Below are 24,696 nucleotides of genomic sequence, written 5' to 3' on the forward strand. Positions count from 1 at the left end.
CGTGGTCGGAATCTCCGACGCGATTGCGTGAAGACGCGGCTGCGGAATCCGACCTCGCGAAGGCCGGGTACCGCGACCGTCTGCTCACCGAACTGGCGCAGAACGCTGCCGATGCAGCTGCACGCGAGGGCGTCGAGGGCTCTTTGTGGGTGGACGTGGACGGTCGGACGCTGACCGTCGCGAACACCGGCCGTCCGCTGGACGAATCCGGCGTTCACGCACTCACGGCGCTGCGTGCGTCGAACAAGGTCGACGCCGACGAAGGCGTGACGGGACGGTTCGGAGTCGGATTCTCGGCAGTTCTCTCGGTCGGTGACGAGGTGGAACTGCGCTCGTCGACGGGATCGATTCGATTCTCTGCCTCGCAAACTCTGCGCGAGATCGAGTCTCGCGAACTCCCCGTGCCGGAAACCGGTGTCCCCGTACTTCGTTTGGTGTGGCCGTCTGGCGAATTGCCGAGCGACGGTGCCGATTCGGAGGTGGTGCTGACGCTTCGGCCGGACGTCGATGCCACGGCGCTGCTTTCGCAGATGACACGTGAGGCAGTCGATCTGCTGCTCGAACTCCCGGCTCTCGGATCAATTCGTTTGGGTGAGAAGACTTTTCGGCGATCGGAACGAGTGCTGGATTCCGGTCTCGTCGAGGTGGTCATCGGAGATCGCACGTGGTGGCAGTACTCGGCGCCGAACGCACGGTGGTTGGTGCCGGTCCGCGACGGGGTCGTCGAGCCGGTCGCAGACGACGTGCTGCGGGCGCCGACCCGATCCGACGAGGAACTGTCGATCCCCGCGATCATCATTGCCGACATTGCAATGCAACCCGATCGGCGACGCCTCATGCCCGCTGCACCGATCGCTCCGCTTGCCGAGGGGTACGCGAAGTTCCTTGCTGCACTACCTCCTCGGCAGCGAACGGCACTCGTCCCGATCCCTGCCTTTGCCCGCAGCGAAACCGATTCGCTTCTGCGCGAAGCGCTTCTGAAGGAGCTGCAGGAAAACGAGTGGCTTCCGGTGGTCGGTGAACCCGACCGCGCGCCGCAGCGAGCATCCGTGGTGCCCGGGCTCAGTGATGACCTTGCCGAGTTGCTCACCGACATCATCGGCGGCCTGGTTGTCCCCGAGCTCTCCGGCCCCAAGCACGAGCGAGCACTCTCGGCAGTGTCGACGCACCGCATCGGGCTCGCGCGCATCGCGGAACTGCTCAGCGGCTTGGAACGTGAACCGAAGTGGTGGAATCGACTCTATTCGGCTCTCGAGCCCTTGGTGGTCGACACTCTTGCGGTGGAAGAGCTTGGAACACTGCCGGTTCCGCTCTCCGATGGACGAACGGTGACCGGACCGCGGACCGTCGTCGTCGGCGTCGAACTGGGCGAAGACGCACCGTCTGTGCAGTGGACGAGGTTGGTTCATCCTGTCGCGGCGCACCCGTTGCTGTCTCGATTGGGAGCACAGACCGCGAGTGCCACCGACCTGCTGTCCGATCCGGCACTGCGAGCCTTGATCGAAGATGCTGCGGATCAGGATGATTCGGTAGCGACGGAGTTGGCGCAAGTGGTGCTCGGATTGGCGGCCCACGTGGCGCCAGGGGCGCTGCCGTCGTGGATCGGTGAAGTGCTGCTTCCTGATTCGGAGGGCGAATTGCGGTCCGCCGACCAACTTCTGCTTCCGGGAGCTCCCCTTGCAAGCGTCCTGGTCGAGGATTCTCCCTTCGGCATCGTCGACGCTGATTTTGTTCAGCGGGTGGGGGAGCAGGCGCTACGGGTAGTCGGTGTCGGGTGGGGTTTCACGGTGGTCCGTGAGGAATTGCCGTCCGGCCCCGATCACGATCTCGACGCCGAAGACGCATGGTGGGACACCCTCGACGAGGACCCCGAATACATCGAAGCCGTGCGCGATCTCGATCTCGTGGACGAAGACCGCTGGCCGCAGGCGCTGTCGCTGCTGGTCGAGTCGCCGGCGACGCGGGCGCTGCTCACCGACCGTCGTGGATACACGGCGTGGTGGTTGCGTTCGAATGCCGAACTCGGCGGTGAGGTGCTTGGCTTGCTGCGCGCTCCGGGCGATCGCACCTTCGAGGGATTGCTCGATGCTGCCGAACACCCCGACGCCGGATTCTTCTCCGGATTGCTGGCATCGGATACCGTCGACGATCCGGAACTGGCTCAGCTGCTACTCGATCGGCTTGCCGACCCACTACGGATGCCGGCCTCCGCCGTCGTCGCGCGGACGCACCGACTGCTGGGTGAGGCAGCGCAGCGACGGGTTCTCGACCTGGAGGAACTGCACCTGCCGCCGTTCGTGCGAGGCCTTTCCGGCGATCTGGTCGATCCCGGCGACGCCCTTGTTCTCGACCGACCGTGGCTGGGAGCGGCACTGCCTGCACAACGAGTGGTGCTCGGCAGTTTCGAGACAGCTGACGCACTGGCAGATCTGCTCGACGTCGCTACGGCGTCCACATCCGTTCACGGACGAGTGAGCAGCACCGGCGTTGTGACGACGTGGGCGAACGAACCACAGGCAGTTCTCGGCTTCGCAGCCCTCGGCCGTGAGGTTCCCGGCGGCGAGGTAGTGATCCATCACGAACTGTCGGTGGAACTGACAGGAGCGGTGGAGGCGACAGTGACCGTGCCGTGGTGGGTGGACTCGGACGGCGTTCATCACGTGATGCGCACGTGGACTCTGCCGCAAGGGATGTGAGGGCAGATGTCTTTTGATCAGTGGGTACTCGACAGTGCAGTGAGCCAGCGGACGGCGTGGCTCGTGGACGTGGTCGACGTCATCACCGACAGCGGCGGAACCCTCGCGTCGTGGCTGATCGCGACGCTGCTCACGATCGTGCTTCTGGTTCGGGGGCTCCGAACGGAAGCTCTGCTGATCGCCGGATCGATGTTGACCGGTCTGCTCGTGATGAGCGGATTGAAGCGCATCTTCACGCGAACCCGTCCACCCCTGCCGGAGCGTTTGATCGAAATCGATTCGTATTCGTTCCCGTCGGGCCACGCGATGATGAGCGCGATACTCGCGACTTCGGTTGCCGCAGTGATTCTTCGGCTTGCTTTGCCGAGGCTCGCGAAGATGGCAATGCTCGCGAGCCTCGGCCTGTACACGATCGCTGTCGGAATCTCCCGCGTCTACCTGGCTGCCCATTGGATGACCGATGTGCTGGCAGGTTGGGCGTTCGGGATGGTGTGGGCCGGAGTGTGGATCTGGGGAACTGCGCAGATCAGGAAGCGCCGGGCGCTGGTTACTTCGTGAGTTCGGCGAGCAGTTGGCTTGTCGCCCACGGCAAGCTCAGTGCTGAACTCGCGGTCAGGGCCGCACCGACCTGCGGGGCCTGATCGTCGTTGACGTAGACGACGCGATTGTTCTTGACCACGTCGAGTTGCTGGAAGCCCGGATTGTTTCGGACCGCCTGGGCGGAATCGGGATTGCCGATGACAACGAGACGGTCCACGTCGAGGAGATCTAGTCGCTCGGTGGAGATGGGCGCGTAGAACTCACCGTTCATCAATGCCTCGACCGCGGGAGCAGGTTTGAATCCGAGACTGCCGAGGACCCGTCCGCGGGCGTCCTCGGAGGAGAAGGCGTAGAACTCCGGGGTCGTGTCGACGCTGATGATCACCGCGGTCTGGTCTGCAAATTCCGGGTGAGCGCTTCTGGCGTCGGCGAACTGCTTGTCGATATCGGCGACCAACTTCGCGCCGTCGGCCTCGCGACCCACTGCCTTCGCTGCGGTCTTCGTCGTGATCTGCCACGGAGTTGCGTAGTCGCCGTAGGCCGGATCCTTCGCGACGGTCGGGGCGATCGCGGAAAGTGTGCTGTACAGGTCTTTGTCGATGCTCGAGTAGAGCGCGAGGATCAAGTCAGGCTCGAGCGCAGCGATCTTTTCGACGCTGATCGTGGTTTCGGGATTGCTGCCGACGACGGTCGGTTCGGTTCCGCCCCAAGGGCCGGTGACCCACGGCCACGTGCGGTTGACGTCCGGCTCGCCCGGGTACTGATTGACCATTCCGACGGGCTTGATGCCCAAGGCCAGCAGAGCCTGCTCGTCGTTGTAACCGACAGTGACGATCCGTTGTGGTTCGGAATCGATCGTGGTGCTGCCGAAAGCGTGATCGATCGTGACGGGGAAGGCGCCGCCACCGGAACTCGACGAACTACTTGCTGCGTCGTCGTTCGAACCGCAGGAGACGAGTGCTGTGCCGACCAGGGCGACCAGAGCAACGGGTGTCAGTCTCGTCCAACGTCCTCGGCTTTTCCAACGATTTCGGTGGGAGATCTTCACGGTTACGTGGTTCCTTTCAGCATTGACAAGCTAAGACCGACACTAGAGTGCAGGGTAGGCTTACCATACTGACAGGGTGAATCGACCTGCTCAGTCGACCAGACCGGCGCCCTGTTGTGCGCCCTTGTCACCGCGCACAGCTGCGCGTCGTTGAATGGAGAACAGAGCGAGGCCGAGGAAGCCGACTCCGATACCCGCGTAACAGATCGGGAGTGCATCCGACCAACGATCGCCGCTCACCGCGACCACGATCGAGGCGACCACCCACAACGCGGTGCCGATGATCAGTGCCGGCGCGGGTGCGGACAATTTGCCGATCAGGCTGGTTGTGTTGCGAGTCTCCGTCACAAAATTAACGCTACCCGTACCCCGGTGGCCTACTCTCCCTAGTGCGACCGGCTTCATGTGCGCCGGCACACGGCGACCTACAGCGATGGGGAAAGAACAAACATGGCGGCACCCGGCAAGATCCTCGACACCTATTTCAAGATCAGCGAACGAGGGTCGACGATCTCGACCGAGGTTCGCGGCGGTGTCGTCACCTTCGTGGCGATGGCCTACATCGTGGTCCTCAACCCCCTGATCCTCGGCAGTTTCTCGGCTGACGACGCTGCAGCGAAGACCGACGTTCTCGGCAACATCCTTCCGGTCAACCAGGTGGCTGCGGTCACCGCTCTGGTTGCCGGCCTGATGAGCATCGTCTTCGGTCTCGTTGCCAACTATCCGTTTGCCATCGCCGCGGGTCTCGGCATCAACAGCCTGCTCGCCGTCACCATCGCACCTCAGGTCACCTGGCCCGAGGCGATGGGACTGGTGGTCATCGACGGTGTGATCATCGTTCTGTTGGCACTCACCGGTTTCCGAACTGCGGTGTTCAATGCGATTCCCTCGGCATTGAAGTCCGCGATCGCGGCCGGTATCGGCATGTTCATCGCCTTCATCGGGCTGGTCGACGCCGGATTCGTCCGCCGCATCCCCGACGCCGCCGGTACGACGGTTCCCGTCGGGCTCGGAATCAACGGCTCCATCGCTTCGTGGCCGACCGTGGTGTTCATCTTCGGTGTCCTGCTCATGGGTGTTCTGGTCGTGCGCAAGGTTCGTGGTGGACTGCTGATCGGCATCGTTGTCACGACGATCCTCGCTGCGATCATCGAGGCAGTTGCCGACGTCGGACCCTCGCTCGGAACCAACCCCAAGGGCTGGAACCTCAGCATCCCCGCGATCCCGGAGATGCTCGGTGGTATGCCTGATCTGAGCCTGGTCGGCGACGTCAGCATCTTCGGCGCGTTCACCCGCATCGGTGTTCTGGCCGCCAGCCTGCTTGTCTTCACCCTTGTACTCGCGAATTTCTTCGACGCCATGGGCACGATGACGGGTCTCGGTAAGGAAGCCGGCCTGACCGACAAGGACGGAAACCTCCCCAACGTCGGGCGCGCGCTTGTCGTCGAAGGCGCCGGTGCCATCGTCGGCGGTGGCGCTTCGGCGTCGTCGAACACCGTGTTCGTGGAATCCGCGTCGGGTATCGCCGAAGGCGCCCGCACGGGCCTGGCAAATGTCGTGACCGGACTGCTCTTCCTCGTCGCGATGTTCCTGACGCCGCTCTACTCCGTCGTGCCGATCGAGGCAGCTGCGCCTGCCCTCGTCGTCGTCGGTGCGCTGATGATCGGACAGGTCCGAGACATCGATTTCACCAAGTTCTCGGTGGCACTCCCGGCGTTCCTGACCATGATCGTCATGCCCTTCACCTACTCGATCGCCAACGGCATCGGTGTCGGCTTCATTTCATGGGTGGTCCTGCACGCTGCCAGCGGTGGTATCAAGAAGATCCACCCGTTGCTCTGGATCGTGGCGGCACTTTTTGTGGCCTACTTCACTGTCGGACCCATTACCGACGCCCTTACGTGAAATCAGGGTTGACCGGTATTCGATTACGTGAGCTACCGGCCAGCTCTTGACGTATTGTCTGACGCGTGACCACCGAAACTCGTGCGCTGGCCAGCGATCTTTCCCTGGCTGTAGTGCGTCTCACCAGGCATCTGCGCGGCCGCAGAGTCGACGCTCAGGTATCGCTGACGCAACTGTCCGCTTTGGCGAGCCTGGATCAGTACGGCCCGATGACCCCTGGCGTACTCGCAGCACGTGAGAAAGTTCAGCCGCCGTCGATGACGCGCGTTGTTGCTTCTCTCGCCGAGCTCGGTCTGGTCGAGCGCTCGCCGCATCCCACGGACGGTCGTCAGATCATCGTGAATCTCTCCGACGCCGGGCAGGCGTTGCTCGCGGACGAGACCCATGCGCGTGAGGCGTGGATGAACGAGCAGCTGGCCGGGCTGGGTGGCGAAGAACTCGCGACGCTGCGCGGTGCCGTCGGGATCATCACGGAGATGGTCAACAAGACGGAGTAGTTCCGCGAGTTATGCGGTCGCGTAGCTCCGCTACATAGAGGTCGTTGCCCAAACGAATTACTCGAGGGGCAAGATAGTGGGGTGCCCCGAGACCCCGATTCCGGCATGTTTGCCGCGCTCCACAACCGCAACTACCGCCTTTGGGCTTCCGGACAGATCGTTTCTCTGGTCGGCACGTGGATGCAACGTATCGCCCAGGACTGGCTGGTACTGACGCTCTCGGACGGCAACGCGTTGGCGGTGGGCATCGTCATGGCCTTGCAGTTCGGTCCGACGCTGTTTCTGTCGGTGTGGGGTGGGGTGCTGGCCGATCGGTACGACAAGCGTCGGATCCTGATCTTCACGCAGTGGGCGAGTGCGGTATGCGCACTGGTGTTGGGTCTGTTAGACGTCGGTGGGCTCGTCGCGTTGTGGCACGTCTTCCTGATCGCCTTTGCCCTCGGCTGTGTCTCGGCGCTCGACGCACCGGTGCGTCAGTCGTTCACTATCGAAATGGTGGGCAAGGAGCACCTGTCCAACGCCATCGCGCTCAACTCGATGACGTTCAACACGGCCCGCATCGTCGGTCCGGCCATCTCGGGTGTTTTGATCAACCTGATCGGAACCGGATGGGTGTTCCTGCTCAACGTCGCGACGTTCGGTGGGGTCCTCATCGCGCTGTACCTGATGAACAAGAAGGAGCTGATCCCGTCCGAACCGGCGCCGCGTACCAAGGGGCAGGTGCGCGACGGGTTCCGATATGTGTGGGGTCGCAAGGACCTTCGGGTGATCATGGTGTCCGTCTTCATGGTCTCGACGTTCGGCCTGAACTTCGCGATCAGCCTGGCGGTGATGGCGCGCAACACGTTCGGTCTCGAAGCCGACGGTTACGGACTGCTGTCCACGACGCTTGCCGTGGGAACCCTTGCAGGCGCTGCGTATGCCGCAAGGCGCAAGGAAGCGCCGCGGTTGCGGACGTTCCTCGGTGCCGCCGTGGCTTTCGGCGTGTTCGAGGTCGCGGTGGGATTGATGCCTACCTACGCGTTGGTGGCGCTGATGTTGATTCCCACGGGCGCACTGACGTTGACGTTCACGACGTCCGCGATGAACATCCTGCAGATGTCGGTCCCCTCCGAGATGCGTGGGCGGGTGATGGGCATCTACATGCTCAGTTTCCTCGGTGGCACACCGCTGGGAAGTCCGCTGCTTGGTTGGCTCGCCGACTCCGTGGATCCCCGTGCGCCCCTGATCGTGGGCGGAGTGATCTCGCTCGTCTCAGGCGCAGTGGCCGGGGTGTACCTGCTACGTAGCGAAGGGCTGAAACTTCGGCTCGCGCGACCGGAAGACGGTGGCAGGCTGCCGGTGTTCGTCCTGCGTCCGGTGATCGTGTGCGACGCGACCGAACAGGCAGTCGAGGCTAGCCGCGCGCCGTGACCTTCTCGCGCTTGGGAAACACCGTGTAGCTCAGGGCGATTGCTCCCCAGATTCCCAGCACCACTGTCAGCTTGCTGATCCATCCGTCGAGGGCACCCGTGCGGGCGGGGTCGTCGACGAGGAAGATGGCCGCGCCGAGAAGTCCGCACGCGATGGCCCAGGCGATCGCGGCTTTGCCGAACTCGCGCCATTCGCGCAGTGCTCGCGCACTCCCGTACTTGGGTGGCGCGACGGGAGTCGGGCCGCCGGCGAATCGGTAGGCGAACCTGGCGTCGGCCCAGGAGATGAGACTGTGCCCGAACGCAACGGAGAAGCCGATGTAGGCCGCAGCGAGCCCGTGGGTGAAGTTCGCCTCGCCGCCGCCCCGAAGATCGAGGGCTGTGGCGACGAGCAGGACGACGTCGACCAGGGGTGCGCAGATGAGCAGTGCGGCACCCAGCGTCTTGCGGCGCAGCAGATAGCGGGCGGCGAGACCGGCGGCGATGAACACCCAGAACATGATTTCGCACGCGATGATCAGATGGACGATCATGACATCAGCTCATTTCTAGTACGACTGTGTTAGTGATCGAAAACTAGCACAACTGTGTTAGCTTTGTGAAGTGGTGAAACGAAGCAGCCCCGATGAGCGACGGGAAGAGATCGCCGAGGCTGTCTGGCGTGTGATCCGTCGTGATGGTGTGGCGAGCGCGAGCGTCCGGGCCGTCGCGGACGAGGCGAAGATGTCGACGGGGTCGCTAAGGCACTTCTTCGCGACGCAGTCCGAACTCTTGCTGTTCGCGATGACGCTCGTGACCGTCCGAGTGGAGAAGAGAATCGCCGGCATCGACTTCGATCCCGACATCCGCCGCGCGATCCGCCAGTTCACCGATCAGTTCGTTCCCCTCGACGAAGATCGGCGTGAAGAAATGCAGGTCTGGGAGGCGTTTGCTGCTGCCGCCCAGACCGATTCGACGTTGACGGCAGTGCGTGACGAGACGGACCGGACGCTGTTCGAGCACTATCGAACATTTGTCGAGGCCGTACATGATGCAGGATTCCTGCAGCCGGACGCTTCGGTCGACATCGAGGCGATGAGGTTGCATGCGCTCGCCGACGGGCTCGCGTCGCACGGCGTCGACAATCCCGAGCGAACCAATCCGCAGGTGATCGGCCAGGTGCTCGACGCGCATTTCGCTACGCTGCTGCGCTAGGTCGGGAGTAGTGACGGGGGCCCGCGGTGCGTACGGCACGATAGACCCGTGGTTCACGTCATCGACATCTCAGATCCCGCCGACCCCCGGTTGGATGACTTTCGCGATCTCAACTCCTCGGATCGGCGCCCCGACCTGCCGGAGGGCAAGGGACTGGTCATCGCCGAAGGAGTATTCGTCACTCAGCGGCTGCTGACGTCGCGGTTCGAGCCGATCAGTCTTCTCGGCGTTGAACGACGGCTCCTGGAGCTCGCTGACGATCTCGACGGTGTGGACGTGCCGTTCTACCGTACGAGCGCCGAAGTGATGGCCGAGGTCGTCGGATTCCACCTGAACCGTGGCGTCCTCGCTGCAGCGGCCCGCCCGGCGCCACTCGCGGTCTCGGACGTGCTGAAGGACGCAAAGACCGTCGTGGTCCTCGAAGGCGTCAACGATCACGAGAACCTCGGCTCGATGTTCCGCAACGCTGCAGGGCTCGGCGTGGACGCCGTTCTGTTCGGGAAGGGTTGTGCTGACCCGCTCTACCGGCGGTCGGTCCGTGTGTCGATGGGGCACGTGCTGCGAGTGCCCTTCGCGCATGTGGCAAAGTGGCCACATGACTTGGATGAGCTGCGTGGCAACGGTTTTCAGCTCATATCCTTGACTCCGAATCCGGAAGCGGTCACTTTGGCCGAAGCGATGACCGGGGAGAAGGTGGCGCTACTGCTGGGCGCCGAGGGGCCAGGTCTGACCGAACATGCGATGCGGGCCACCGACATTCGTGCCAAGATACCGATGGCACCTGGTACCGATTCGCTCAACGTCGCGACCGCAGCGGCGATGGCCTTCTACGAACGTGTCAGGACCGGCCGGTGACTCTGGACCGCACGCCCTGGTTCACCGGAATCGCGGTGTCGGTATTCGCCGCGATGCTCTCGACCAGCGCCGTCGCGGCGTTCTGCGTCGCGCTCGGCAACGTGAACGTGCTCCTGGCGGTTGTCGTCAATATCATTGCGGTAGGCGGACTTGCGCCGACCGTCTGGCGCTGGCGAGCCGTCCCCGTGTGGCGATGGGTGGTCTACGGCGCGGTAGTCGGCGTTCCGCTCGGGTGGATCGCAGCGATAGCCGCGTGACTGTGTGATGCTTGTTCGCGCTACTTGAACCCGAAGTACCGGGCGAGGCGACCGCGCGGCTTGGTCACGGGTGCGTCGTGGATCGGCGGCATGTTTTCGGGCATGGGTATCTCTGTCGGCGCCTGCTCGGGTACCGGTACGGGAGCTGGGGGCGCAGGTTTGGGTGCCTCGCCGGGGCGGTGAATCTTGAAGCCCCACAGGAGAATCTGCGTTGTGTCGAGTTCGTGTTCTCGCGGCGCGCCGGTGTATCGGAATCCCAGCCACTCGAGGTTGGCGGACTCCGCGAACTGCTGCGGGTGGAACGGAAGTGACTGCGGATCGGGCAGGATCCCGGGCGGGTAACGCAGGGGATGGTTGCCGGCCCAGAATTCCAGTTCCCACGTCTGCGGGATCCCCAGATTTTCGACGATGTCGATCGGGATGGCACTGAACGAGCGTCGTAGCTCGCCGTTCTCCCACAGTGCAAACGAACCCTGCGCGGTTTCGGGGACGGAGCTGATCAACAGCGTCGAGCCACCCTCGGCCGAAAGGTGCCAGGACTCAGGCAGTTTCGAGGGGACAAATGTGCTGAGTTTGGAGCTGCAGACGACGCTCACTCGGCCGTACGCGCCGACGAAGACGTAGCCGGGGCTCACCGTCGCGGCCATCGACAGCGGCTGAGGACCGAGAGACTCGAACTCCTTGTCCGGGTACAGCGACATGGCGATTTTCAGCGCCTCGGTCTGATCCGGCTGTGGGTACTTGCTCAATTCGGTGCGAGCGTCTGCGCCGCCCAGAAACCAGATCGTCGATACCCGTGCAGCCACCGGCAGCCCTCTCTCCTCAGCCTCGCTCGAAAGAAGAATACTTTCCTTCGGGTCAGCGACCGCTGCTGCGGACCCCGAGGAGTACGTCGTCCCACGAGGGAAGAGCAGGCCGTCCGCGCTTGTCCTTGGTCTGCGTCTGCTGCGGAGCGGTTTTCGGGGTCACGTCCGGTGCAGGCTCGGGAACCTCTTCGGCGACGACTGTCTCCGGCTCGACAGCAATCGGCTCGGGCGTCACGATTCGTTCCGCCACCACTGTCCGCTCGGAAACTGCTGCGGGCTCCGGCTCGATCTCCGCCACCGGTTCGACGTCGAATCGGGACAGTTCAAGCTGCTGCGGCTCGTTCGAGACCACCGGTACCAGGCCGCGGAGCGGGCGACCGAAGTCGGGATCGATCAAGTCGAATGCCGCGTCGTCGAGTGCGACGATCGTTCCGCCGTGCGCGTCGGGCTGGTAGCGCCAGTGTGCGGCGTTGGTGGTGCGGCCGGCCTGCCACTGCAACTGGGCGACCCACTGATTGTCCTCGTCGCGCCAGGCATCCCAGGTGGCCTCGTCGATGCTGTGTCCGCGGGCGCGGAATGCGTGGGTCACGATTTCGGAGAGAGTGGGAACCGTCGGGCCGTTGTCGCGCACCGGGTGTCCGCCCTGCGCCATTTCCGCGGCGCGGGAACGCTCGAGCAGAACGGGGTACGCAAAGCGCTCGACCTTGCTGATGGGGATCTTCGCTTCTTCGGCGACCTGCTCTACGGAAGCACCGGAACGAATGCGCGCCTGAATTTCGCGGGGACGGAGTTGGCTTTCCATTTCGATCTCAATCTGGCCGAGTCGAGCCACGTCTCCGCGGGAAGCTGCACGAAGTTTGTCATCGGCGGGAAGCCGGAATTTCTGGCCGGTTTCAGCATCTGCGCACACCACATGCGATCCATCGGGTTCAAGTCCGATCACTCGAAGCTCTCGCACATTGACCTCCTTATCGCGCCGGCTCGCGACTTTGCGCCGCGCTCAACTGTAATTCATTCGTGACCATGGACTCGGCAGGACACGCAGGGCGAGATGACCTCGGATCCGACCACCGGTGTGGTAGCTCACAAGGCCTGGCGCAAACGACGCTCGGCCCCCGACATCATGTCGGGGGCCGAGCGGTGAAGCAGTATGAAAATCAGCCGAGCTGAGAAACGACCCAGTCGATGCTCTTGGTGAGAGCGGTGACGTCATCGGGGTCGATGGCCGGGAACATGCCGACGCGCAGCTGGTTGCGGCCGAGCTTGCGGTACGGCTCGGTATCGACGATTCCGTTGGCGCGCAGGATCTTTGCCACCTCGGCAGCGTCGACGTCGTCGTTGAAGTCGATGGTGCCGACAACCTGCGAGCGGTGTGCCGGATCAGCGACGAACGGCGTTGCGAACTCGCTGGCCTCGGCCCAGTTGTACAGGCGCGAGGACGAATCCGCGGTGCGAGCGGTGGTCCAGTCGAGGCCGCCGTTGCTGTTCATCCACTCGATCTGGTTGGCGAAGAGCAACAGGGTGGCCAGGGCCGGGGTGTTGTACGTCTGATCCTTGGAGCTGTTGTCCACGGCGATGGGCAGCGAGAGGAAGTCAGGAGTCCAGCGTCCCGAATCCTTGATCTCCGCGACGCGCTCGAGGGCGGCCGGGCTCATCAGCGCGATCCACAGTCCACCATCTGCAGCGAAGCACTTCTGCGGAGCGAAGTAGTAGACGTCGGAATCGGCGACGTTGACCGGAAGTCCACCGGCGCCCGAGGTGGCGTCGATGGCGATCAGTGCGTTCTCCGAACCCGCGGGGCGCGAGACGGGGATCGACACACCGGTGGAGGTCTCGTTGTGCGCCCAGCCGATGAGATCGACGGACGGGTCGGAGACCGGCACCGGTGCGCTGCCCGGATCGGCGGAAACGACGATCGGGTCACCGATGAACGGGTTGGCCTTGGCGACCGAAGCGAACTTGGAGCTGAATTCGCCGTTGGTCAGGTGCAGCGACTTCTCGCGGATGAGGCCGAATGCGGCCGCATCCCAGAACGCAGTGGTTCCGCCGTTGCCGAGGACGACCTCGTAGCCCTCGGGCAGTGAGAACAGATCGGCGAGGCCGGAACGAATGCTGGCCACAACGTTCTTGACCGGCTTCTGGCGATGGCTGGTGCCGAACACCGAAGCGCCCACCTCGACCAGGGACTGCAGCTGCTCGGGGCGAACCTTGGAAGGACCGCAGCCGAAGCGTCCGTCGGCGGGCTTGAGGTCGGCGGGGATGATCGGTGTGGAGGTCATCGCTTCTTTCTGTTCCTTCACTTGTGTTCTGTACTACCGTGATTGGCGAATTCGAGCGGGGTACTACGCGTGGCTGATCTGGTCCCAGCCCTCGACCGACTCCGGAGTACGGGGCGCCGGGCCGGTGTAGATGGCGGCCGGGCGTACCAGTTTACCGAGACGCTTCTGCTCGAGGATGTGTGCACACCAGCCGGCGGTGCGGCCACAGGTGAACATGGCAGGCATCATGTGCGCGGGAACCTCGGCGAAGTCGAGGATGACGGCGGCCCAGAACTCTACGTTGGTCTCGATCGCGCGATCGGGACGACGCTCACGCAGTTCTGCCAGTGCAGCCTGCTCGAGAGCTGCGGCAGCTTCGTAGCGGGGAGCGTTGAGGCGCTTCGCGGTAGCGCGGAGCACGCGTGCACGGGGATCTTCGGCGCGGTAGACGCGGTGTCCGAAGCCCATGAGCTTTTCCTTGCGGTCGAGGATTCCCTTGACCAGTGCGCGGGCGTCGCCGGTCTTCTCGGTCTCTTCGATCATCGGAAGAACGCGGGCCGGTGCGCCGCCGTGCAGCGGGCCGGACATCGCGCCGATGGCGCCGGAAAGCGAGGCAGCGACGTCGGCGCCGGTGGAGGCGATGACGCGGGCCGTGAAGGTGGAGGCGTTCATGCCGTGCTCGGCTGCCGAGACCCAGTACGCGTCGATTGCCTCGACGTGTGCCGGATCGGGCTCACCCTTCCAGCGAACCATGAAGCGCTCGGTGACCGTCTTGGCCTCGTCGATGCGGCTCTGGGGGACTGCAGGCTGGTAGATGCCGCGAGCGGACTGCGCGACGTACGACAGTGCCATGACGGATGCGCGGGCGAGCTGGTCGCGGGCGGTCTCGTCATCGATGTCGAGGAGCGGCTGGTAGCCCCAGATGGGAGCCAGCATCGCCAGTCCGGCCTGGACGTCGACACGGACGTCGCCGGTGTGAATGGGGAGGGGGAACGGCTCGGCCGGCGGGAGGCCGGGGCCGAAGCGGCCGTCGACGAGAAGGGCCCATACGTTGCCGAAGGTGACCCTCTGGCCGACCAGGTCTTCGATGTCGACTCCGCGGTAGCGCAGTGCGCCGCCGTCCTTGTCGGGTTCTGCGATATCGCTGGTGAAGGCGACGACGCCTTCGAGTCCGCTCACAAAATCGTCCGGTATTGCTGCGCTCGCTGCCATTCTCGTGGACTCTCCTCGTTCGAGTGCGCCAGGTCTACAGTCGCACTGCCTCAGCTTCAGTGACTGCGCCTCGGTGCTCGCAGGGATGAGCACGCACCGTGTTTTGTACTGCGCAATCGTCTCGTCCCGATTCGGTTGCTGTCGCTGGTGCGGCTCGCGGTCCGGGTCGGGTCTAGCCACGGCAAACTTTAGCGCGTGCCGCGTAGCCGTTGGCCAGTGAGTACCCGGGAGTAGCGTTCTCGGCTGTGTCGAATGAACGTCAGGACCCGCAGGCGGTGGACAACGAACTCGCGGCCATGCGTGTGGGCTATCCGCAAGCAGGCAGCGAATCGGAGTCCGTCGAGGACCGCATGAGTGCGGAATTGGATACCTCGGTCGTCGAGACCGGTTGGCTGCCCCTCATGCGTCAATGGCTCGTGGACGCCGTCGAAGCTGACGCGCCGGAGCCCAACGCCATGACTCTGTCGACAGTGGACGACGGTGGCCGTCCGGCGTCGCGGACCGTGCTCTGCAAAGGGCTCAGCGAAGACGGTGTCCTCTTCTTCACCAACTACGGATCCGACAAGGCTCGTCACCTCGACGCCCACCCGTACGCGTCGGCCAACTTCACGTGGCTGACCCTTGCCAGGCAGGTGATCGTCCGCGGCACCACCGAGCGCGTGAGTGCTCAACTGACGCAGGATTATTGGCGAACCAGGCCTCGTGGATCGCAGCTCGGCGCGTGGGCGTCGTCGCAGTCTCGTCCGATCGACTCGCGTGCCGATCTCGACGAGCAACTGCGTGAGGTCGCCGCCCGATTCGGCGTGGACGGTGAGATTCCGGTGCCACCGAACTGGGGCGGGATTCTGATTCGGCCCGAGTCCGTCGAGTTCTGGCAAGGACGCGCCAACCGCATGCACAATCGAGTTCGCACGAGCCTGGTCGACGGACAGTGGTCCGCCGTCCGTCTCCAGCCGTGAGCCGGTTACTCGCGGACACGACTCCGCTCGAGAATCGCGACTATCGACGGCTGTGGACGGCCGGCATCGTCACCGTCATCGGCGCTCAGCTCAGTGTGGTCGCCGTACCGCAGCAGGTGTACGAGATCACCCGAAGCTCGGCCTACGTCGGTCTGACGGGAATCTTCGGTCTGGTCCCTCTGGTCGTTTTCGGTCTGTGGGGCGGCGCACTGGCCGACGTCATGGATCGACGACGGCTGTTGATGATCACCTCGATCGGACTCGGTGTCACGTCGGTGCTGTTCTGGATCCAGGCTGCTCTGAACGTGAACAACGTGTGGTTGGTGCTCGGACTGTTTTCGGTTCAACAGGCGTTCTTCGCGGTGAACCAACCGACGCGAGCGGCGATCATCCCTCGGTTGATTCCGGGCAGGCAGTTACCTGCCGCGAACTCGCTGAACATGACTGTCGTGCAGTTCGGTGCAATAGCCGGCCCGCTACTGGCGGGTGTCCTCATACCGTCGGCCGGTCTGCAACTGCTGTACCTGCTCGACTCGATCTTTCTGATCGCCACGTTGTGGGCAGTATGGAAGCTCCCGGCGATTCCGCCGACCGGCACGTCTCGACGGGCAGGATTGAGCGAGGTCCTCGGCGGTTTCACGTATCTCGCGACGCAGAAGGTTCTGCTCGCGTCGTTCGTGGTGGACATCATCGCGATGGTGTTCGGGATGTCGCGAGCACTGTTCCCGGAGATCGCACACGAATCCTTCGGTGACCCCGCCAGCGGTGGTTTTGCGCTCGGACTGCTGTTCGCGGCGATGTCGGTGGGAGCCGTTCTGGGCGGAGTGTTCTCGGGTTGGTTGCCACGGGTTCAGTACCAGGGGCGTGCCGTGCTGGTCTGCATCGCGCTGTGGGGGCTGTCCATGGTCGGCTTCGGCGTAGCGGTGTACTTCGCGAGTCCCGGTTCCAGTGTGATTCTGCTCTGGGTGGCGGTTGCGTTCCTGGCATTCGGCGGCGCCGTCGACATGGTCTCGGCCGCATTCCGCAGCACGATGCTTCAGCAAGTGGCAACCGACGACATGCGCGGACGACTGCAGGGCGTGTTCATCGTGGTCGTGGCAGGTGGTCCGCGTATCGGTGACGTCCTGCACGGCGGTGCGGCCTTCCTGTTCGGGACCGGTGTCGCGGCAGCGGGCGGCGGCTTCCTGGTGATTGTCGGTGTTGTCCTTTCTGCCCTCGCATTTCCGGCGTTCGTTCGCTACAAGGTGGGACGCGCCGTCTGACGTCCTGGTTAACCGGTCGTTCGTGGTGGAAACTGGTATGTATGACTGCGCCGCACAGCACGGGTAGGGGAGGGTTCGAGATCCGTGGTGGCGGCTATCGAGCCGAGATCGCCGCGGCCGGTGCCGGGTTGCGGCTTCTCGACCACGAAGGACCGAACGGTCAGCGCGCGCTGACCGAGACCTGGGCACTCGGATCGAAGCCACCGCTGTCGGCCGGATTGGTTCTCGCGCCGTGGCCCAACCGAATTCGCGACGGGCACTTCATGTTCGACGGGATCGAGCATCAACTCGAGATCACCGAGCCTGCGCTGGGGAACGCGAGCCACGGGTTCGTCCGTCGTCGCAATTGGAGCCTCGTGGACCACACCTACGAGCGCGTCGAACTGTCGGTGGACGTCGGACTGCACAAGGGTTGGCCGTATCCGTTGCAGCTGACGATCGCCTATGAGGTCGGTGCCGACGGGTTGACCGTCACGCATACGGCCACGAACAAGGGTGCGACCTCGTCTCCGTTCGGGCTCGGAATGCACACCTTCATTCGCGCCGGCGACTTTCCGCTCGACGAATGTGCGCTGCATCTGGCCGCAGGCACGCGGTTGCCGATCGATCCGGCGAGGATGCTGCCGAATGCGTATTCGCAGGCAGTCGCCGGTACGGATTACGACTTCCGGACACCGAGACTGCTCGACGGGGTTCAGTTGGACACGCCGTACAGCGCATTGGACGTCGTCGACGGCAGTGGTCGGACGCAACATGAGCTGCTGGCTCCGGATGGAACGGGCACTGCCCTGTGGACCAACCGCGAGTTCCCGTGGATTCAGGCCTTCATCGCAGATCCCGCCAACGACAAGGGGTATCCCGATCGCGGCCGCGCATTGGCTTTGGAACCGATGACCTGCCCGCCTGACGCCTTCAATTCGGGCATCGACCTCCTGGTGCTTCACCCGGGTCAGACGTGGACGGGTAGCTGGGGCATCAAGGCTCTGTGATCCGGCTCTCATACCGTGGGATCGTGTAACGCCGAGTAGGCATCGACCGATAACAATCGGTTTTCGGTACCTCGTGTCAGTGCTCCGGACGGTCCGACATTGGTCCCATTCTCGGATTGCTGCCGAGATTTGCAGATCAGTGTGGGTAAATGCGCGATTCCGTAGACTGGAGTACCGGTCACGCGAGTGGGAAAACCCAGCCTGGAACGTGTTTCAGTTTCGGTGGGTATGTCGGGTTCGTGAGTACCCGAAAAATAGCCGTGGAGCGACCCTCCTTCGGCACGATCTCTCCCGTGCGACTAGTTTCTAGTTGATCGCATGTAGTTACTCGTTGGTTCGAGCTTGAGAGGGATCCTTCGTGCCCGCTGACAATGACACAAAGCCCACGCTTACTTACCCCGGTGGTGAGTACACGATGTCCATTGCCAGGGCAACAGAGGGCAATGACGGCATCGAGCTGGGAAAGCTGCTGGCCACAACGGGGTACACCACCCTTGACCCCGGTTTTGTGAACACTGCATCCACCAGTTCTGCAATCACCTACATCGACGGTGAGAAGGGAATCCTGCGTTACCGCGGATATCCCATCGAGCAGTTGGCAGGTAAGTCGACGTTCATCGAGGTCAGCTACCTGCTGATCTACGGCGAACTGCCGACCGACGCGCAGCTCGAGTCCTTCACGGACCGCATTCGTCGACACACCTTGCTTCACGAGGACCTCAAGCGGTTCTTCGACGGATTCCCGCGCAACGCTCACCCGATGCCGGTTCTCTCGTCCGCAGTGAACGCACTGTCGGCGTACTACCAGGATTCGCTCGATCCCGAGGATCCGGAGCAGGTGGAACTGTCCACCATCCGTCTTCTTGCGAAGCTGCCGACCATCGCTGCGTACGCGTACAAGAAGTCCGTCGGACAGCCGTTCCTGTACCCGGACAACTCGTTGAACCTGGTCGAGAACTTCATGCGTATGACGTTCGGCTTCCCGGCCGAGCCGTACCAGGGTGATCCCGAGGTCGCCAAGGCACTCGACATGTTGCTGATCCTGCACGCGGACCACGAGCAGAACTGCTCCACGTCGACCGTGCGCATGGTCGGCTCGTCGGACGCCAACCTGTTCACCTCCGTCTCTGCCGGCATCAACGCACTGTGGGGCCCGCTGCACGGTGGCGCGAACCAGGCAGTGCTCGAGATGCTCGACGAGATCAAGGCCAGCGGCAGCACCGCAGCCGAGTTCGTCCGCAAGGTCAAGAACAAGGAAGACGGCGTGAAGCTCATGGGCTTCGGGCACCGCGTCTACCGCAACTACGATCCGCGCGCTGCGCTGGTCCGCGAAACCGCGCACACCATCCTCGCCAAGCTCGGCGGCGACGACGAACTGCTCAACATCGCAATGCAACTCGAAGAGGCCGCCCTCACGGACGACTACTTCATCGAGCGCAAGCTCTACCCGAACGTCGACTTCTACACCGGCCTCATCTACCGCGCGATGGGCTTCCCGCCGCGCATGTTCACGGTGCTGTTCGCCATGGGCCGTCTGCCCGGCTGGATTGCGCACTGGCGTGAAATGCACGAGGATCCGGCTACGAAGATCGGCCGCCCGCGCCAGATCTACACCGGCTACACCGAGCGTGACTATCGGGATATCACCACCCGCTAGCCCCTGCCCACAATTTTCGCCTCAACGAGGAGGACCCATGAGTAGCAAGCCCGTAATCGAGTTCCAGGAAGGCCCCGCGCCGACCGATCTGGTCATCAAGGATCTGGTTGTCGGAGAAGGCGCCGAAGCCGTTCCCGGTGGCACCGTCGACGTTCACTACGTCGGTGTCGAGTTCGAGTCCGGTGAAGAGTTCGACTCTTCCTGGAGCCGTGGCGAGTCCATTCAGTTCCCGCTTCGTGGCCTGATCAAGGGTTGGCAGGACGGCATCCCGGGCATGAAGGTCGGCGGACGTCGCCAGCTCACCATTCCGCCGGAGCTGGCATACGGCCCCGCCGGTGCAGGGCACCAGCTTTCCGGCAAGACCTTGGTCTTCGTGATCGATCTGCTGGAAGCCAAGTAATTCACTGTGCGCCTTTATTAACCCCCCGCGGTTAATAAAGGCGCACAGCGCAAGCAGCCCCGCACCGTCAGGTGTGGGGCTTTCTTGTGTGGTCAGCTCGCGGTCTTTCGTCGGTAGAGCCAGTTCGACCACACGAATCCCGCGGCGGCGATGCCCAGACACCACGCGAGGGCGATGGCCGCGCTGTTCCCGATCGGCGTGCCCATCAGGAGTCCGCGCACCGTCTCGATGATCGGGGTTACCGGTTGGTGCCGGGCAAATCCCTGCAGCCATGACGGCATGGTCTCAGCCGGTACGAAAGCAGTGCTGACGTAGGGCAGGAACATGATGGCGAAGGTGAATCCGCTTGCAGCCTCCGGGTTCTTGGCCAAGAGCCCCAAAGCTGTCGAGAGGTACGACATGGCAAAGACGAAGGCGACGATCACAGCGGCGACGCCGAGCCAGCGCAACGGATCGCTGGTCGGGCGAAATCCCATGATCAGCGCAACGACGACCACGATCGCCGTAGTCAGGACGTTGCGGACGACGCTGGCCAGTACATGACCGGTCAGGACCGACGACGGAGAGATCGCCAGGGTCCGAAAACGGTCGATGATCCCGTCCTTCATGTCGCTCGAGACGCTGACCGCGGTGGTCGAGGCGCCGAATCCGGCGCACAGAAGGATGATTCCTGGCACGACGTAGTCGATGTACTCGCTACCGGTGTTGATGGCGCCGCCGAAGACGTAGACGAACAGCAGCATGAGCATGACCGGAAGAGCTATCGCGGTGATCATCGAATCCGGACTGCGCAGAACGTGTTTGAGATTCCGGCGGAGCATCACCGCGGAATCGATTGCAATGGTGGAGGTCATCGAACGCTCGCAATCTCGGGTTGGCCTGATCCGGTGAGCGCGAAGAACACGTCGTCCAGATCCGGAGTGTGAACGGAGAACTTCTCGACGGTGATCGACGGATCGTCGATCGAGTCAAGGATGGCTTTGATCGACGGAACCGCCCCGTCGGAAGGGATGTGCAGGGTCAAGGTCTCGGCATTCGAATGCGCCTGCGGCAGTGATGCCGCGGCGAGTTCGAGTTGAGCCAGGTTCTCGAATTGCAGAGCGACATGGCCGCCGGGAACAAGGCGTTTGAGTTCGTCCGGTGTTCCCTCGGCGACGAGGCGACCGCCGCTCAGCACGCCGACTGTATCGGCCAATTCGTCTGCCTCGTCGAGGTATTGGGTGGTGAGGAAGATGGTGACGCCTGACGCTGTGAGTTCTCGAACGATCGACCACATTTCGTGGCGGCTCCGCGGGTCCAGGCCGGTGGTGGGTTCGTCGAGAAAGACGACGTCCGGTCGGGCGACGAGGCTCATTGCGATGTCGAGTCGTCTGAGCATGCCGCCCGAGTAGTCGCCGGCGCGTTTGTCGCCGAAGTCCGTCAAATCGAACTGGTCGAGCAATTCCTCGGCACGGCGACGGGAGTTCTTCCGGCCCAGGTGATTCAGTTCGCCCAGGAGGGTCAGATTCTCGAATCCGGTCAGCAAGGTGTCGACGGCCGCGTACTGCCCCGTCACGCTGATGCGCCGCCGAACGTTCTGTGGATCTCCGGGCAGTGAATGCCCCGCGACCGTGACCTCGCCTCCGTCGAAGGGGATGAGGGTGGTGAGAATTCTTACGGCCGTGGTCTTTCCGGCGCCGTTCGCGCCGAGGAGTGCGTACACCGATCCGGCCGGGACCGACAGGTCGAGTCCACCCAGTACTTGTTGATCGCCGTAGCGCTTACGGAGTCCGCGGACCGAGATTGCTGGGATCGTTCCTGACATCGAGACCTCCAAGTAAGAACTGTGTATGTCATAAACTCGTGTTTATAGCGTACACAGTTCTAGGATGATGGCAAGAGTGAAGAGTGGGAGCTTATGGATCGCGGAGCGCTACCGAGAGCAGTTGAACTGGCCTGGGGACTGGACCAGCCGGGAACGCGGGGTCCCAAGAAGGGGCTCAGTCTCGAGCAAATTCTCGACACCGCGATCGAGTTGGCCGACGCGGAAGGTGTCACGGCTCTGTCGATGGGCCGCGTGGCCAAAGCGCTCGGGTTCACGACCATGTCGCTCTACCGCTACGTGGCAAGCAAAGACGAACTGATCGAACTGATTTCGGATCGGGTGATCGGGCCACCGCCGGTGATTCCCGACGGCGTGACCTGGCGCTTCAAGCTCGAGGCGTGGGCGAATCAGGAGTATGCCACGATGCTGAGTCGACCGTGGTGGCTCAAGCTGCCCATCACGGCTCCACCGACCGGGCCCAACAACATGGCGTGGCTCGACGCGGGACTGAGCGCCCTCGACGGTGTCGCTCTGAGTGCCGCGTCGAAGTTCCAGGTGGTGACCAACGTGTCGTTGTTCGTCATCGGCCGCGCCCGATTCTCGGCTGACCTGGCTACTCGTTCAGCGCAGTCGGAAGATGACGACGTCGCATACGGTGCTCTCATTGCTCGTGTCATCAATCGGGAGGAATTCCCCCACCTGAGTGCCGCAATCGAGGAGGGTGGCTTCGAGGACGGCAGCCCGGAGGGTGAGGCCGCCGGCGACGATGCCTTCGATTTCAGTTTCTCGCTTGGCTTACTGCTCGACGGAATCGAGAAGCTGGTGCAGCGGTCAGGGCACCAGCGCGGTGGCACTGACGTCGTCGATGATCAGGTCGGTGATCAGCCCGCCCCGTAGTGCGCCCTCCAGCGCGGGCAGTTTTGCTGTTCCGGCGACGATGCACACGCGCCTGGCGACCTTCTCGAAAAGGTCCAGTCGTGGGCCGCTCGCGCGCTCGTTGAGCTCGATTCCGCGGTAGCTCCCGTCTGACCGGAAGAACACGGTTGCGATGTCGCCGACTACTCCGTCGCGTCGAAGTGCTTCTGCTTCATCGGGTTCGAGGTATCCGGCGGTGTAGACGTGACTCGGGACGTTGCCGCCCGGTACGCCGATGCTGAAGACTGCCAGGTCCATTCGCTTTTGCATGTCCAGTACGCGTTTGATACTTCGTTCGCGCCACAACTGCTCCCGGGTCTCCGGGTAGTCGAAGAATGCGGGGACCGGAAATCCTTGGGGGAGAGCGCCGTAGGCGTCGGCGATGGTTCTGATGATGTCGCTGGCGTACGAGATTCCGGTGGTGCGAGTGTTCGCTGCGCCGTTGAGTTGCACGACGTACGAGTTGTACGTGCGTTTGGGGGCAAGGTGCTTGCTGACTTCACTGAGAGTGGTTCCCCAGGCGATCCCCATCACCATATCGCTGTCGAAGAACGACGCGAGCAGGCGTCCGGCAAAGGTTGCGACCTTCTCGAGTCGCTCGAGATCGCCCACCAGTTCCGGCACCGTCACCACGTGGGCACGCACTCCGTACCGTTCCGAGAACTCGCGTTCGATGCGAGGAGCCTGGCCGTGCGGGGTGCTGATCTTGATCTCGACGAGGCCTGAGGTGCGCGCGTAGGTGATCAATCGGGAGACGGTGGATCGGGACACCCCCATGTCGCGGCCGATGGCAGCCATGGTCTGGTCCTGGAAGTAATAGAGGCGTGCGGCCTGAACGGCGTCGGCGATGCGAGGGTCCGCCGGATCGGAGGTAGCGGAGTCGGAAGTGGGAGTTTCCATGGGTTCGTCCTGTCTGCACGTACGTGCAAGGGCACTGAACCGAATCCTATCCGAGTAGAACCAGGTTGAGCCGCTCGATCACGCAAAGTCCCAGAAGTGTGTCTGTTACCCGCGTTACGGTGCGCAAATGACGCATTTGCACATATGTGCACGAGCTATGCGTGAATGTGCAATGGGCTTTACGCTACGGGTGCAGCAATCCAAACTATGACATGCATCACAACGAAGTGAGGGTGGGGATGGAGAAAGCCAAGCGATTGGGGCTTCCAGGCGAGTTGGCAGCCGAGTTCGCCGGAACGATGATCTTGATCTTGTTCGGCGTCGGAGTTGTGGCGCAGGTTGTGTCCGGCGGGAGCGGTGGGGGTCTCGGCGGACACGACAGTATTGCGTGGGCCTGGGGACTCGGCGTCATGTTCGGCGTCTATGTCGCAGGCCGGGTGACGGGTGCTCATCTGAACCCCGCAGTGACCTTCGCCTTCGCGATCTTCCGGGGATTCTCCTGGCGCAAGGTGCTGCCGTACACCCTGGCGCAGACCGCTGGAGCCTTTGTCGCCGCGTTGATAGTCCGGTGGAATTACAACGACATGCTCAATGCGATCGATCCCGGACACACAACCGCCACCCAGACGATCTTCTCGACGATGCCCGGAAACGGAACGCTTCCGGTCAGTCTCGGCTCGGCTCTGATCGATCAGATCATCGGCACCGCCATCCTGTTGTTCCTCATCGTTGCAGTCACCGATTCTCGTGGAACTCCGCCGCTCGCGAATCTCGCGCCGTTTGTCGTCGGATTGATCGTGGTGGGAATCGGATTCGCCTGGGCGACCAACGCGGGGTACGCCATCAACCCGGCGCGCGACTTCGGGCCACGACTGGCGTCCTTCATCACCGGCTACGGCAGCGCCTGGCGAGATCAGTACGGGAGCTTGTATTTCTGGGTGCCCATCGTGGGACCCCTGATCGGCGCTCCGATCGGAGTGTTCCTCTACGACAAGCTGGTTGGAAGATCCCTGCCTGACGACGAGTCGGCGGAGGAAGCGACCGAAGAGCCGGCGGCGATACCGGCGTGACCGCGAAACATTATCTCTGACAGTCAATCTCTCGTACTTTCTTTCGATACCAAAGGGGTA

The 24,696-nt window shown here is 63.2% G+C and carries 25 protein-coding genes; 15 read left to right on the plus strand and 10 right to left on the minus strand.

The window, feature by feature from the left end; all coding sequences use genetic code 11:
• Positions 1–23 precede the first annotated feature (23 nt).
• Both EEB12_RS22345 and EEB12_RS22350 read left to right on the plus strand, forming a co-directional pair.
• Positions 24–2,696, plus strand: a complete 2,673-nt coding sequence (locus EEB12_RS22345) for a sacsin N-terminal ATP-binding-like domain-containing protein (protein ID WP_141488522.1) — start codon at positions 24–26, stop codon at positions 2,694–2,696.
• A gap of 6 nt (positions 2,697–2,702) precedes the next feature.
• Positions 2,703–3,254 carry a phosphatase PAP2 family protein gene (locus tag EEB12_RS22350; protein ID WP_141488523.1) on the plus strand — a complete coding sequence of 184 codons (552 nt, stop codon included), beginning with the start codon at positions 2,703–2,705 and terminating at the stop codon, positions 3,252–3,254.
• Here EEB12_RS22350 and EEB12_RS22355 read toward each other — a convergent pair.
• Both EEB12_RS22355 and EEB12_RS22360 read right to left on the minus strand, forming a co-directional pair.
• Positions 3,244–4,284, minus strand: a complete 1,041-nt coding sequence (locus tag EEB12_RS22355) for an iron-siderophore ABC transporter substrate-binding protein (protein ID WP_141488524.1) — start codon at positions 4,282–4,284, stop codon at positions 3,244–3,246. The genes EEB12_RS22350 and EEB12_RS22355 overlap by 11 nt on opposite strands.
• 90 nt (positions 4,285–4,374) lie before the next feature.
• Positions 4,375–4,632, minus strand: a complete 258-nt coding sequence (locus tag EEB12_RS22360; RefSeq protein WP_141488525.1) for a DUF2530 domain-containing protein — start codon at positions 4,630–4,632, stop codon at positions 4,375–4,377.
• A gap of 102 nt (positions 4,633–4,734) precedes the next feature.
• Between EEB12_RS22360 and EEB12_RS22365 the strand changes: the two genes are divergently transcribed.
• From EEB12_RS22365 to EEB12_RS22375, 3 genes are all read left to right on the plus strand, one after another.
• Positions 4,735–6,189: an NCS2 family permease gene (locus tag EEB12_RS22365; RefSeq protein WP_020970489.1), complete on the plus strand. Its 1,455-nt coding sequence runs from the start codon at positions 4,735–4,737 to the stop codon at positions 6,187–6,189.
• Between the two features lie 65 nt (positions 6,190–6,254).
• Complete coding sequence (locus tag EEB12_RS22370) at positions 6,255–6,686, plus strand: MarR family winged helix-turn-helix transcriptional regulator (protein WP_019744926.1); 432 nt, start codon at positions 6,255–6,257, stop codon at positions 6,684–6,686.
• A 105-nt stretch (positions 6,687–6,791) separates the two neighbouring features.
• The gene (locus EEB12_RS22375) at positions 6,792–8,099 is read left to right on the plus strand and encodes an MFS transporter (RefSeq protein WP_141488719.1); all 1,308 of its coding nucleotides are present in this window, start codon (positions 6,792–6,794) and stop codon (positions 8,097–8,099) included.
• Here EEB12_RS22375 and EEB12_RS22380 read toward each other — a convergent pair.
• Positions 8,083–8,631, minus strand: a complete 549-nt coding sequence (locus EEB12_RS22380) for a hypothetical protein (RefSeq protein WP_141488526.1) — start codon at positions 8,629–8,631, stop codon at positions 8,083–8,085. The genes EEB12_RS22375 and EEB12_RS22380 overlap by 17 nt on opposite strands.
• Before the next feature lie 70 nt (positions 8,632–8,701).
• Between EEB12_RS22380 and EEB12_RS22385 the strand changes: the two genes are divergently transcribed.
• From EEB12_RS22385 to EEB12_RS22395, 3 genes are read left to right on the plus strand one after another with little or no spacing between them, the layout of a single operon-like run.
• Entirely contained in the window at positions 8,702–9,292 is a 591-nt protein-coding gene (locus EEB12_RS22385; protein WP_019744923.1) for a TetR/AcrR family transcriptional regulator, read from the plus strand.
• Between the two features lie 48 nt (positions 9,293–9,340).
• Entirely contained in the window at positions 9,341–10,147 is an 807-nt protein-coding gene (locus EEB12_RS22390) for a TrmH family RNA methyltransferase (protein ID WP_003939731.1), read from the plus strand.
• Positions 10,144–10,404: a DUF2537 domain-containing protein gene (locus EEB12_RS22395; RefSeq protein ID WP_019744921.1), complete on the plus strand. Its 261-nt coding sequence runs from the start codon at positions 10,144–10,146 to the stop codon at positions 10,402–10,404. Before EEB12_RS22390 ends, EEB12_RS22395 begins: the two co-directional genes overlap by 4 nt.
• Before the next feature lie 20 nt (positions 10,405–10,424).
• Here the strand turns inward: EEB12_RS22395 and EEB12_RS22400 are convergent, their stop codons facing one another.
• From EEB12_RS22400 to EEB12_RS22415, 4 genes are all read right to left on the minus strand, one after another.
• The gene (locus EEB12_RS22400; RefSeq protein WP_141488527.1) at positions 10,425–11,210 is read right to left on the minus strand and encodes a DUF6928 family protein; all 786 of its coding nucleotides are present in this window, start codon (positions 11,208–11,210) and stop codon (positions 10,425–10,427) included.
• 52 nt (positions 11,211–11,262) lie between these two features.
• Complete coding sequence (gene sepH, locus EEB12_RS22405) at positions 11,263–12,168, minus strand: septation protein SepH (protein ID WP_020908788.1); 906 nt, start codon at positions 12,166–12,168, stop codon at positions 11,263–11,265.
• Positions 12,169–12,367: 199 nt separating this feature from the next.
• Positions 12,368–13,489, minus strand: coding sequence for a phosphoserine transaminase (gene serC, locus EEB12_RS22410; protein ID WP_007733484.1), 1,122 nt, complete (start codon positions 13,487–13,489; stop codon positions 12,368–12,370).
• Positions 13,490–13,552: 63 nt separating this feature from the next.
• Entirely contained in the window at positions 13,553–14,680 is a 1,128-nt protein-coding gene (locus EEB12_RS22415; RefSeq protein WP_003940025.1) for a citrate synthase 2, read from the minus strand.
• Between the two features lie 245 nt (positions 14,681–14,925).
• Here EEB12_RS22415 and pdxH point away from each other — a divergent pair, with 245 nt between their 5' ends.
• The 5 genes from pdxH to EEB12_RS22440 all read left to right on the plus strand — a co-directional run bounded on the left by pdxH (position 14,926) and on the right by EEB12_RS22440 (position 19,947).
• Positions 14,926–15,639 (plus strand): pyridoxamine 5'-phosphate oxidase, encoded by a 714-nt coding sequence (gene pdxH / locus EEB12_RS22420; RefSeq protein WP_042952686.1) that lies wholly within the window; start codon positions 14,926–14,928, stop codon positions 15,637–15,639.
• Entirely contained in the window at positions 15,636–16,901 is a 1,266-nt protein-coding gene (locus EEB12_RS22425; protein WP_019744915.1) for an MFS transporter, read from the plus strand. Before pdxH ends, EEB12_RS22425 begins: the two co-directional genes overlap by 4 nt.
• A gap of 41 nt (positions 16,902–16,942) precedes the next feature.
• Positions 16,943–17,890, plus strand: a complete 948-nt coding sequence (locus tag EEB12_RS22430) for an aldose 1-epimerase family protein (protein ID WP_020908787.1) — start codon at positions 16,943–16,945, stop codon at positions 17,888–17,890.
• A 358-nt stretch (positions 17,891–18,248) separates the two neighbouring features.
• Positions 18,249–19,547, plus strand: a complete 1,299-nt coding sequence (locus EEB12_RS22435; RefSeq protein WP_020908786.1) for a citrate synthase — start codon at positions 18,249–18,251, stop codon at positions 19,545–19,547.
• 37 nt (positions 19,548–19,584) lie between these two features.
• Positions 19,585–19,947, plus strand: a complete 363-nt coding sequence (locus EEB12_RS22440; protein ID WP_019744913.1) for an FKBP-type peptidyl-prolyl cis-trans isomerase — start codon at positions 19,585–19,587, stop codon at positions 19,945–19,947.
• A 92-nt stretch (positions 19,948–20,039) separates the two neighbouring features.
• On the opposite strand, the gene EEB12_RS22445 is transcribed toward EEB12_RS22440, so the two are convergent.
• The gene (locus EEB12_RS22445; protein WP_019744912.1) at positions 20,040–20,801 is read right to left on the minus strand and encodes an ABC transporter permease; all 762 of its coding nucleotides are present in this window, start codon (positions 20,799–20,801) and stop codon (positions 20,040–20,042) included.
• On the minus strand, positions 20,798–21,751 hold the full coding sequence (locus EEB12_RS22450; protein WP_141488528.1) for an ATP-binding cassette domain-containing protein: 954 nt from the start codon (positions 21,749–21,751) through the stop codon (positions 20,798–20,800). Before EEB12_RS22450 ends, EEB12_RS22445 begins: the two co-directional genes overlap by 4 nt.
• A gap of 93 nt (positions 21,752–21,844) precedes the next feature.
• On the opposite strand from EEB12_RS22450, the gene EEB12_RS22455 reads away from it, so the two are divergent.
• Positions 21,845–22,648 carry a TetR/AcrR family transcriptional regulator gene (locus tag EEB12_RS22455; protein WP_141488529.1) on the plus strand — a complete coding sequence of 268 codons (804 nt, stop codon included), beginning with the start codon at positions 21,845–21,847 and terminating at the stop codon, positions 22,646–22,648.
• Here EEB12_RS22455 and EEB12_RS22460 read toward each other — a convergent pair.
• Entirely contained in the window at positions 22,583–23,566 is a 984-nt protein-coding gene (locus EEB12_RS22460) for a sugar-binding transcriptional regulator (protein ID WP_141488530.1), read from the minus strand. The genes EEB12_RS22455 and EEB12_RS22460 overlap by 66 nt on opposite strands.
• Positions 23,567–23,805: 239 nt before the next feature.
• Between EEB12_RS22460 and EEB12_RS22465 the strand changes: the two genes are divergently transcribed.
• Entirely contained in the window at positions 23,806–24,636 is an 831-nt protein-coding gene (locus tag EEB12_RS22465; RefSeq protein ID WP_141488720.1) for an MIP/aquaporin family protein, read from the plus strand.
• Positions 24,637–24,696 lie beyond the last annotated feature (60 nt).

Source organism: Rhodococcus sp. WS1, from assembly GCF_003797745.1.
GTDB classification, from domain to species: Bacteria; Actinomycetota; Actinomycetes; order Mycobacteriales; family Mycobacteriaceae; genus Rhodococcus_F; species Rhodococcus_F erythropolis.